Annotated in this window: 11 protein-coding genes and 1 pseudogene; 4 read left to right on the forward strand and 8 right to left on the reverse strand. The window is 70.1% G+C overall.

The window, feature by feature from the left end; genetic code table 11:
- From DMB66_RS54765 to DMB66_RS54775, 3 genes and pseudogenes are all read left to right on the forward strand, one after another.
- Nucleotides 1-339: pseudogene (locus DMB66_RS54765) on the forward strand (NAD-dependent epimerase); the annotation flags it as partial.
- Entirely contained in the window at nt 336-1,142 is an 807-nt protein-coding gene (locus DMB66_RS54770; RefSeq protein ID WP_370321223.1) for a WecB/TagA/CpsF family glycosyltransferase, read from the forward strand. The pseudogene DMB66_RS54765 and the gene DMB66_RS54770, both read left to right, overlap by 4 nt.
- 359 nt (nt 1,143-1,501) lie before the next feature.
- Nucleotides 1,502-2,179, forward strand: a complete 678-nt coding sequence (locus DMB66_RS54775) for a hypothetical protein (protein WP_125811964.1) — start codon at nt 1,502-1,504, stop codon at nt 2,177-2,179.
- A gap of 32 nt (nt 2,180-2,211) precedes the next feature.
- On the opposite strand, the gene DMB66_RS54780 is transcribed toward DMB66_RS54775, so the two are convergent.
- The 3 genes from DMB66_RS54780 to DMB66_RS54790 all read right to left on the reverse strand — a co-directional run bounded on the left by DMB66_RS54780 (nt 2,212) and on the right by DMB66_RS54790 (nt 3,880).
- Nucleotides 2,212-2,664 carry a hypothetical protein gene (locus tag DMB66_RS54780; RefSeq protein ID WP_125811965.1) on the reverse strand — a complete coding sequence of 151 codons (453 nt, stop codon included), beginning with the start codon at nt 2,662-2,664 and terminating at the stop codon, nt 2,212-2,214.
- A 146-nt stretch (nt 2,665-2,810) separates the two neighbouring features.
- Nucleotides 2,811-3,035, reverse strand: coding sequence for a DUF397 domain-containing protein (locus tag DMB66_RS54785; RefSeq protein ID WP_125811966.1), 225 nt, complete (start codon nt 3,033-3,035; stop codon nt 2,811-2,813).
- Nucleotides 2,999-3,880: a helix-turn-helix transcriptional regulator gene (locus DMB66_RS54790; RefSeq protein WP_125811967.1), complete on the reverse strand. Its 882-nt coding sequence runs from the start codon at nt 3,878-3,880 to the stop codon at nt 2,999-3,001. Before DMB66_RS54790 ends, DMB66_RS54785 begins: the two co-directional genes overlap by 37 nt.
- A gap of 473 nt (nt 3,881-4,353) precedes the next feature.
- Here DMB66_RS54790 and DMB66_RS54795 point away from each other — a divergent pair, with 473 nt between their 5' ends.
- Nucleotides 4,354-4,650 (forward strand): hypothetical protein, encoded by a 297-nt coding sequence (locus DMB66_RS54795; protein WP_125811968.1) that lies wholly within the window; start codon nt 4,354-4,356, stop codon nt 4,648-4,650.
- Between the two features lie 6 nt (nt 4,651-4,656).
- Here DMB66_RS54795 and DMB66_RS54800 read toward each other — a convergent pair whose 3' ends face one another.
- The 5 genes from DMB66_RS54800 to DMB66_RS54820 all read right to left on the reverse strand — a co-directional run bounded on the left by DMB66_RS54800 (nt 4,657) and on the right by DMB66_RS54820 (nt 9,240).
- Nucleotides 4,657-5,535, reverse strand: coding sequence for a PASTA domain-containing protein (locus tag DMB66_RS54800; RefSeq protein ID WP_125811969.1), 879 nt, complete (start codon nt 5,533-5,535; stop codon nt 4,657-4,659).
- Between the two features lie 189 nt (nt 5,536-5,724).
- Nucleotides 5,725-6,033 carry a hypothetical protein gene (locus DMB66_RS54805; RefSeq protein WP_125811970.1) on the reverse strand — a complete coding sequence of 103 codons (309 nt, stop codon included), beginning with the start codon at nt 6,031-6,033 and terminating at the stop codon, nt 5,725-5,727.
- 3 nt (nt 6,034-6,036) lie between these two features.
- The gene (locus DMB66_RS54810) at nt 6,037-6,216 is read right to left on the reverse strand and encodes a hypothetical protein (RefSeq protein WP_125811971.1); all 180 of its coding nucleotides are present in this window, start codon (nt 6,214-6,216) and stop codon (nt 6,037-6,039) included.
- 789 nt (nt 6,217-7,005) lie between these two features.
- Entirely contained in the window at nt 7,006-7,437 is a 432-nt protein-coding gene (locus tag DMB66_RS54815) for a hypothetical protein (protein ID WP_125811972.1), read from the reverse strand.
- Between the two features lie 324 nt (nt 7,438-7,761).
- Nucleotides 7,762-9,240: a glutamate-cysteine ligase family protein gene (locus DMB66_RS54820; protein WP_125811973.1), complete on the reverse strand. Its 1,479-nt coding sequence runs from the start codon at nt 9,238-9,240 to the stop codon at nt 7,762-7,764.
- Nucleotides 9,241-9,451: the final 211 nt, after the last annotated feature.

Raw genomic sequence — 9,451 nt, forward strand, 5'->3', positions numbered from 1 at the left:
GGCAAGCAGGTCCGCGACGCCATCCACAGCCACGACGTGCTCAGCGCGTTCGAGGCGTTCTTCCGCGACCCGCGCTCGGCGGCGGTCTACAACCTCGGCGGCGGCCGGCACTCGAACTGCTCCAACCTCGAGGCCTTCGCCCTGGCCGAGAAGATCAGTGGCACCGAGATGGTCACCGAGTATGTCGACGACAACCGGATCGGCGACCACCAGTGGTGGATCGGCTCGATGGCGGCGTTCCAGGCCGACTACCCGCAGTGGAAGCAGGTCTACGACGTCCCGATGATCCTCCAGGAGATCTACGAGGCCAACGTCGACAAGTGGGTGCCCCAGCCGTGATCTCGCAGGGCAAGAAGAACGTCCTCGGCGTGCTGGTCGACGCGGTGGACTACGAGGCCGCGACCGCCCAGATCCTCACGGCCGCCCGCGACCGCCGGCACTACGCCGTGACCGCCCTCGCGGTCCACGGTGTGATGACCGGCGTGCAGGACAAGGCGCACAACGCCCGGCTGAACTCGTTCGACCTGGTGACGCCGGACGGGCAGCCGGTCCGCGGCGCGCTCAACCTGCTGCACCACGCCGGCCTGACCGACCGGGTCTACGGCCCGGAGCTCACCCTGCGGGTGCTGCGCCAGGCCGCGGCCGAGGGCCTGCCGGTCTACCTGTACGGCTCCACGGAGCCAACCCTGCAGCAGCTCGTGCCGGCGCTGGAGCGGATGTTCCCGGCGCTGAAGCTCGCCGGGGTCGAGGCGTCGAAGTTCCGCAGCGTCCAGCCCGGCGAGGACGTGGAGATCGCGGACCGGATCAAGGCGTCGGGCGCCCGGATCGTGCTGGTCGGGCTCGGCTGCCCGCGCCAGGAGATCTTCACCTACGCGATGCGCCCGCTGCTCGACATGCCGCTGCTCGCGGTCGGCGCGGCCTTCGACTACCACGCCGGGCTGCTGAAGAACCCGCCCGCGTGGATGCAGAAGTACGCCCTGGAATGGCTGTGGCGCCTCGGGCTGGAGCCCAAGCGGCTGTGGAAGCGGTACATCCTGCTGAACCCGGCGTACGTGTCGCGGCTGGCCGCACAGAAGGCCGGGCTGTGGAAGGCGACCCCACCCGCGCCGGGCACCGAACCAGTGCAGACCTTCGCGGTCTAAACCGACCACACCCGCCGAACGGGCCGAGCCGACCACACCCGCCGGACGGTCTGAACCGACCACCTTCGCCGGGTGGAGCGGGCCTGGGCGGTGCCGGGGTCTCGCGGCGTCGCCGCCGGAAACCCCGGCCGACCTCCCCAGGTCGAGCCTGTGCCGGCCACCGATGCATCGGTGGGGTCTGGCACCCGACATTAGGACACAGGTCACTTCCGCAACAGGGGGCATTGTCCTCTTCGCCCGTTGGGATGAGGCCCCTCCGCAACGACTCGAACACTGAGCGTAACGCTCAGACCCCTACGGGTACCCGGTCCGGGCATATCCCGGTTTTGCTAGTTGCGTCACAGGTGAAGTCTGTCGATGTGAACACCGCAACGGATCTCATCCTGATCGGCGCCCTCGCCGCGACCTGGCTCACCGCCGGGCTGCTGGCGGATGCGCTGCCGGGCGCTCGCACGGCTCGCGAGTTGCGCCGGCGCGCCCGGACACTGTCCATGCTGGTCGGTGGCGGGATCGCGGTGTTCGTCGCCGTGCCGCTGGTCACCGGCGTGTTGCCCGGAGCCTCCGCGGCGCCCGCGGCGGCGTTGCTGCCCGCCGTACCCGCGCTGGTCGTGCTGACGGTGACCGTGCGTCGCCTCGCTCAGGTCCGGCGCGGCGCAGGCGCGTTCGCCACCGCGCCGCTGACGCCGGCGCCGCCGGCCCTGCGCGCCGCCGCGGCGCATCCGCTGGTCGCGACGCCGCTGCAGATCACCGGCCTGGCCGCGCTGGCCGGCGTGCCGATCGCGGCCGGCGTGATCGAGGTGCCCGGCGCCCAGGTGGCCGGGATCGTGCTGACCGTGGTGGGGGTCGTCGTGCTCGCGCTCGGCGTCCGGCACGCGATCCGGCACAGCCGGCTGAGCGTCAAGGTCTTCGCGCCGATCGGCAAGGTCCGGCTGCGGGCCGTGCCGGCGCGGCAGAGCTCGTTGGAGACCTACACCGCGCTGCCGATCGAGAGCGAAGCGGCCGAGAGCCTCGCATCGTCGGCCCACCGCGCCGCCTGACCGGGCCGGCGCGGCCGGGATGCCGCCCAGAGCTACTTGCGTTTCGCTTCCTGCACGTAGAGCAGTTCGAGGATCGAGCGGGCGGCCTCGAACCAGCGGTCCAGCCAGCCCGAGTCCGGCATGGTGCCGCGCACCGGCAGTTCCAGCAGCAGCCCGCGCAGCAGCGGGTGGTCCGCCATCGACTGCGAGCTGCCCGCGTCGACCCAGGCACCGCTGGTCGGGAAGACCGGTTCGGTCAGGCCCTGCAGGTCCAGCGAGGGCAGCTTCGCCGCCCGGTCCAGCGCGCTGGTCGGCTCGATCGGCGTACGGGTCGGCAGGCCGGACAGACTCGATCCGCCGGTGCCCCGCGAGACCAGCTCACCGTCGCCGTTCTCCGCGGCCAGCGCCGCGTCGCGACGGGTCTGCCGGTACGCGCTCACGCCCCCGCTGAAGCGGTCCTGCGCGGTCGCGGATCCGTTGCTGAGGTTGTCGGAACCAATCGTCATCTGCTTCGCCTTGCCTCGCTCCGGCGCGCGGTCCGGTCCGCGCTTAGAGCGTTCAACGAGGACGGCTGCCACGGGCGACGGTACAAAAGGGGCAAAATGCGACGACCGCCCCCACGTTCTCGGCGAGGGCGGCCCTGGTGCGTGCGCTACCGGTCGAAATCTCCGTCCTTGGCGCCTCCCACGAAGGCGTCCCATTCGGCGGCCGTAAAGATCAACGCGGGTCCGGTGGGGTTCTTGGAATCGCGAACCGCGACGGCCCGGTCGACGAAGGCGACCTCGACGCAGTTGTCGCAGTTCGGGCCGCTGCGCGTGCTCTTGAACCACTGCGCACGGCTCAGGTCAATCCGGAAACCCTTGGTCTCAACTTCCACAATGGCTCCTCTGCCAGCGAAACGATCATGTCTCTGGACTCCTCGGGAGAGAGGGCCGACGATCGGATGGTCTCGAAGATCGAGTCGTACTTGCGGAGCTCATCGCTCTTCTCCAGAAACAGCCCGCCGGTCGCGTTCTCGGCGAACACCACATTCGGGTCCTCGGCGTCAGGGAAGTCGAGGATCGCGAACGTGCCGTCCATGCCGGCGTGGGCACCCGCCGCGAACGGCAGGATCTGCAGAGTGACGTTCGGCAACCGGGTCGCCTCGACCAATCGGAGCAATTGATCTCGCATCACCTCGTCGCCGCCGACCGGGCGACTCACCACCGCTTCATCGAGCACCACCTGTAGATCGATCGGATCGTCCTGAATCAATAACGCTTGGCGAGCCATCCGGACGCGTACCCGTTGCTCTATTTCTCGGTCGCTGTCACCCAGTCGGGCGGCCCTAATCATCGCTATTGCGTACTTATCGGTCTGCAGCAGTCCCGGAATCACCTGCTGCTCGTACGCCCTGATCGACCGCGCCGCCGCCTCGAGCCCGACGTACGCACCCGTGAGGACCGGGCTGAATGGATGCCACCATCCCTTTTGGCGCGCTTCGCGGCTTATTTGCACCAATTCTTCTGATTCGACGCCATTGACGCCGTAAATGTCAAGCATGTCCTTTACGTCGCGTGGGGTGGCGCTCGTGTGGCCGGTCTCGATTCTGGACACCTTGGACGGTGAACAGCCGAGGCGCTCGGCCACCACGTCGATGGTCACGCCAGCCGTATCGCGGTATTTGCGGAGCTCAGCGCCGAGTCGGCGGCGGCGGATGGTGGGGCTGTTGCGCGGATTCACGCTCACCTCCGGACTGCGTGGCATCATGCGACCGGACGGCAGGGGGTCCCCCGTACGGCGTTGTCGAAGTCAGTCTCTCTGTTGATCTCTTGATCCTTCAAGCGTCCACAGTGATCGTTTAGTCACTTTCGGCTGACCTGCAACTTGCATCGATTCGCCGTGTGGTGCAATCTTTCCGTATGGCGCACGTCACTTAGTGTTCTTGAAGGACCCTGGGATACGGCGCCGAGTACGACGTAATGCATCGAAAGTGACGCCGTTCACCGGGGGACCGACCGGAGCCGACTGTCCTTGATGGACTCAAACGAGTTCGGAGAGTAACGGCCGAGCCGGCAACGGCGTTACCGCAACGTTGCGATGATTGGCATCATCGCTACCTTGCAAACACGCACGAGCCGGGCACACTGGACCATCTGTGTTCACTGTGCGGCAAAGTGATATTTGCCCCTACTGGGTTCAGGACAGGAGACGACGTGCTTCCTCGGTCCGGCGATGTCATACACGTGACGAAGGCGGCCAGCGTCCAATTCGCGGCGCCGATGCTTTTCCGCGTCATCCGGGTGCACGACTGGCCGACCTACGAGGGCTGGATCTGGCTGGACGGCTACGAGCTCAACCCCTCCGGCGACGCGGTCGAGCGGCGTTCCATCTTCGTGCAGGTCGGCGGCCTGCGACAGGTCGGCAAGGCGCCGGACCCGCGCACCCGCAACGGCCGTCAGCCGGGAATGACCACGGGCGCTATCCAGCGCACCCTGCGCGCCAACCGCTGACCGAGCTCAGTCCTCGTCCTCTCCGGACGGCCCGGTCGACACTGACGGCGTGGGGGTCGCCGGCGTGGTCGGCCCCGCTGCGATGATCAGCGTGATAACCGTGTCCGCCGGCACCTGCCGGCCCTCGACCGGGTCGCTGTCGATCACCGTTCCGGCCGGAGAATCGCTGGTCACGAAGCGCAGGCGATAGTTCAGGCCCCTGCGGTCGAGAGCGTCGCTGGCCTCCTCCGAGGACAGCCCCTTCAACGCCGGCACGGTCACGTCGCCCGGGGTGCTGAGCGGCGACGTCGGCTGTTTCGGCGGCTCCGTGATCGGCGGCGCGCTGCTGGGCCGGGTCGTGGCCGGCGCCGCGGCGGAGGCGGTGGCCTCCGGGGTGGCGCCGTCGTCCCCACCCGACTGCACGATCAGGTAGATGCCCCAGCCCAGCAGGCTCAACAGCAGCAGCGCGACGATGCCGACCGCGATCGGCGTCCACCACTTGCCGTGCGGTTCCTCCTCCGGCAGCGCCCAGTCGGTGCTGGTGGAGTCGTCGCCGTACCCGGGGCGCCGGGGCCGGACCCCGGCGCGGGCGGACCAGACCTCGTTCCCGTCGTCGGCCCAGTTGTCGGTGCTGCGAGTGTCACGCTCTGTGCGCGTACCGTCGCCTGCGGCCGCCGGAAGCACGGACGTCGCGTCGCTCTGCGGCGCCCGCGGAGCCACCCTGGTCGCGTCCTCGTCCGCCGCCGCGAAGACCTGCGTGCCGTCAGATTCCGCCGCGGCCCGCGGCATCCGCCCGGTGCCGTCATCCTTTGGGGTGCCACCGATCGGGGGAATTTCCCCGTCGTCCTGAAGTGGCTGGAACTCGCCGGTCTCGTCAAGGCGGCGGTGCTCGTCATCGTCGGACATCGCCGGTTCCTCTCCGCTCGGGCGCCCTCTGCCGCCAACCTAGCCAATCTTGGCGCATCGACTCATTGATTCGCAGGCATCGTCACCTACGGCTACAGTGCCCCGCATGGCCGAGAAGGGCTGGACAGCGCAGGTGGCAGCCGCGGCCGGAGTGGCCGCGGGGACGGGTGCCGCCCAACTCGGCCTCGGCTACGGCCTTGGCGTCGTGGAGTGGCCGGCGCTGCCGGCCGGTGACAGCGTCTGGCTGGGCAGCCTGGGCTGGGCGACCTGGATCGCGGCGAGCTCGACCGTGTTCGGTGCGGTCATCGCGGGCCGGCTCGGCCGGGCGACGGGCGGGCCTTGGCGCTTCGCGCTGGCGGCGAGCGCGGCGGTCGGCGCGCTGCTGACGGTCGCGCTGATCGCGCTCCCGGCCCGGGCCGCGGTACGGACGGACACCTTCTCGCCGCAGACGATCGCCGGCGGGTATGCGGTGATCGGCGTGCTCCTGGGCCTGGTCATCGCCTATTGGGCGGTGGTCTGCAGACCGGTGGCGGCAAACCTGATCGCGACGGCGGCCTGGCTCTGGTCGCTGGCCGCGGCGGCGGTCGCGGCCACGATCTTCTGGCACCGCCCATCGGCGACATACCTGTCGAGCTGGCAGTTCGTCTCCCCGGACAACGCCGACGGCCAGTACGGCACCATCTACTGGCCGAGCGCGGCGCTGACGTTGCTCGCCGCCCTGGTGGTGGGGACCATCGGTGCCCTGCCCGCGGTCCGCCGCGGCGATCTTGGAGTGGGTGCAGCTTCCTCGGGCGCGGTCGGCCCGCTGCTGGTGGCGGCGGCGTTCCTCGCGCTGGCGCCGCAGCTGACGGGGGTGCCGGGCCCGCTGCTGTCCGCATACCTGATCGCGCCGTATGCGGTCCTGGCCGGGCTGGCGGGGTCCGCACTGACCGTCGCCCTCGGTCAGCGCCGGGCGGCCCGTCGGGCGGCTAAGGCAGCGGCGGGTGGGGGTGTCGCTGCCAGAGCTGGTGGAGACCGCGCGGGCGCAGAAGGCGGACGCGGTGCTGCTGTCGCAGGCGGAGGCGCCGAGTCGGCGACTGGCGGGTCGGCAACCGGTGCGGTGCCGTCGCGCAGACTTGCCCCGGGCAGCGGCCGGTCACGGGCCCGCGCCGGATCGGACTCGACCGCGTCACCAGCGGCCACGCGGCCGGCGCCGCCATCGGCAGTGCCACCGGCGACTGCAACGCAATCTGCTCCGCCGTCGGCAAGAGCAACGCGACCCGCGGCGGCCTCGCGGCCGGCGCCCCCATCGGCAGCTTCACCTGCGCCGTCAGCGGCAAAAGCAACGCGACCTGCCCCGCCATCAGCGGCAGCAGCGGCGGAAGCCGGCCCCGCTGGCTCTGGCGCAGGGGAAGATCCCGAACCGCAGTCCCGCCCGCGTCGGTCCTTCATGGACCGGTTCCGGCGTAAGAGCGCAGGTCAGGGCGGGGCTCAAGCAGCCGACGACCAGTCGGCGGTTGCCACGGGACGCGCCAAGGCGCCCGCGGCCTCTTCGGCGCCAGGAGCACCGCGTCCGGCTTCCGCCCAGAGCGGCTCACCCTCCGCCGGAGCCGCGGCAGTCACGGCACCGAGGGCCGCCGCGACCCGGGGAAAGGCCGCGCCGGGTGCGGCTCCAGGAAAGCCCGCAGCCACGTCGCGTGCCTCATCCAATGACGGAGAGTCATCGACTGCGCGCCCGACCGGCACGCCGAGTGCCGCTTCTGCTCGCGGAAAGTCATCGGCCGCGCCGCCTGCCGCCACGCCGAAGCCGACTGCGGCCTCGATCGACGGAGGTGCACGGCCCGCGTCGTCGGCGGCGGGCAGGTCCGACAGTCGCTCGACGGTCGCCCCGCCGCCGGAGTCTCCCCCGATAGCGAAGATCAACGAACCTCAATCGGGTGAAAAGCGACCCGCTCCGCAGAAGTCCACCGCGCGCCCCGGCGCCGGCGCCGGGGCTGGCCCAGCGAATACCGCGAGTTCCGATAAAACGCCCCCGGAGCAGAAGAACCCCACGAAGTCCACAAAGGCGGCACCCGCCGCCCGGCCCGCGACGCCTCGGCAGGCCGCCTCGTCCAGGGCGACCGGCGCCAAGGCGGCCACTCCGGCCAAGACCTCGGCGCCGGACGCCATGGCGAAAGACGCGAACGAGGCCGACACCGCCGAACTCCCCGTACAGGATCCCAAAAGGCGAGGACGAGACCCGCTGGCCTAATCGACCGGCCAGGTGTGGACCGGCTCGTTCGTCTGCTGCAGTGAGCTGTATCGAAGCAACATGTCGTGCAAAGCCGCCTGGCGGTCCAGCCCGCGGCGGTGCTCGGCGGACCACACCGCTTCGGTCTGCCACGTCGCCCCGTTGCGGCCCGTCCGGCAGCGTCCCTCCACGATGCCCAGCAGCCGGTCCCGGTGCGCCGGATCCACGCCGAAGGCGTCCAGCCCGGCGTGGGCGTTCGCCAGCAGCACGTCCAGCACCAGCGCAGTCACCGGCGTCTCGCCGGCACCCGGCCAGTGCATGGTCGCCTCGATGCCGCGCCGGGCCGCCGCGTGGAAGTTGTCCTCCGCCGCGCCGAAGGAGAGCTGGGACCAGATCGGCTCGTCCTCCTCGGCGAGGTGCCGGGCCAGGCCGAAGTAGAAGGCCGCGTTCGCCAGCATGTCGATCACCGTGGGACCGGCCGGCAGCACCCTGTTCTCCACTCGCAGGTGGGGGCGGCCGTTCATGACGTCGTACACCGGGCGGTTCCAGCGGTAGACGGTGCCATTGTGCAGGCGCAGCTCGCCGAGGCAGGGCACCCCGCCGGCGTCGAGGACCGCGACCGGGTCCTCCTCGTCCATGATCGGGAGCAGCGGCGGGAAATACCGCACGTTCTCCTCGAACAGGTCGAACACCGAGGTGATCCAGCGCTCGCCGAACCACACCCTGGGCCGTACCCCCTGGGCTTTGAGCTCGTCCGGCCTGGTGTCCGTGGCCTGCTCGAACAGGGCGATCCGGGTCTCCGCCCAGAGCTGCCGGCCGTGCAGGTACGGCGAGTTCGCCCCCACCGCCACCTGGATCCCGGCCACCGCCTGGGCCGCGTTCCAGTAAGCGGCGAACCGGTCCGGCGGCACCTGCAGGTGGAACTGGACGCTGGTGCACGCGGCCTCGGGCGCGATCGAGTCGTTCGCCGTCTGCAGCCGTTCGACCCCGCGGATGTCCACCCGGAACTGCTCGCCGCGGGCCCCGACGAGCTGGTCGTTGAGGGCGCGGTAGCGGTCGTTGGCCGAGAGGTTCGCCAGCACCAGGTGGTCCGGTTGCAGGGTGGGCAGGCTGCCGATGAGCACGATGGTGCTGTCCGACTTCTTCGCCCGGTCCTCGGCCCGGGCCAGGCTCTCGACGATGTCCTGCTCGTAGTCGGCGAACCCGTCCCCGCTGATCAGCCGCGGCCGGGCGTTGAGTTCGAGGTTGAACTGCGCGAGCTCGGTCTGGAAGGTGGGATCGGCGAGGTTGGCCAGGATCTCGGCGTTGCGCATGGCCGGCTCGGCGTCCGCGTCCATGAGGTTGAGCTCGATCTCGAGACCCGTCATCGGGCTCTCGGTTTCGAAGGCGAAGTCATCCAGCATCAGCGCCAGGACGTCGAGGCAGCGCCGGACCTTCCGCCGGTAGTGGACCCGGTCGTCTTGCGAGAAGACGACCCCGGAGAGGTCCTTGCCCATCGCACCTCCTGGCACATTCGCGTGAGGCTCTCACGTTATGTGGAACGCATAACCAAGGCCAGGGACTAATCGGACACACATCAGCTCTGGGTAAGCGCGCGACGGCGCATCGTTTACCCTCGCACCCCCGTGACGATGCCGCTAGTAGCGGCGGAAGACGAGCAGAGCGCCGCCCGAATGGACGACGCTCTGCTCGGATCGGTGCGGGATC

This window comes from Actinoplanes sp. ATCC 53533, from assembly GCF_003947245.1.

Excerpts from the sequence above, each read along its gene's own strand:
- DMB66_RS54780 (WP_125811965.1), bottom strand. The coding sequence starts at position 2,664 with ATGACGATTGGTTCCGACAACCTCAGCAACGGATCCGCGACCGCGCAG.
- DMB66_RS54800 (WP_125811969.1), bottom strand. The coding sequence starts at position 5,535 with ATGTCCGACGATGACGAGCACCGCCGCCTTGACGAGACCGGCGAGTTC.
- DMB66_RS54805 (WP_125811970.1), bottom strand. The coding sequence starts at position 6,033 with ATGACCAGGCCCAGGAGCACGCCGATCACCGCATACCCGCCGGCGATC.
- DMB66_RS54810 (WP_125811971.1), bottom strand. The coding sequence starts at position 6,216 with ATGGTGCCGTACTGGCCGTCGGCGTTGTCCGGGGAGACGAACTGCCAG.
- DMB66_RS54820 (WP_125811973.1), bottom strand. The coding sequence starts at position 9,240 with ATGGGCAAGGACCTCTCCGGGGTCGTCTTCTCGCAAGACGACCGGGTC.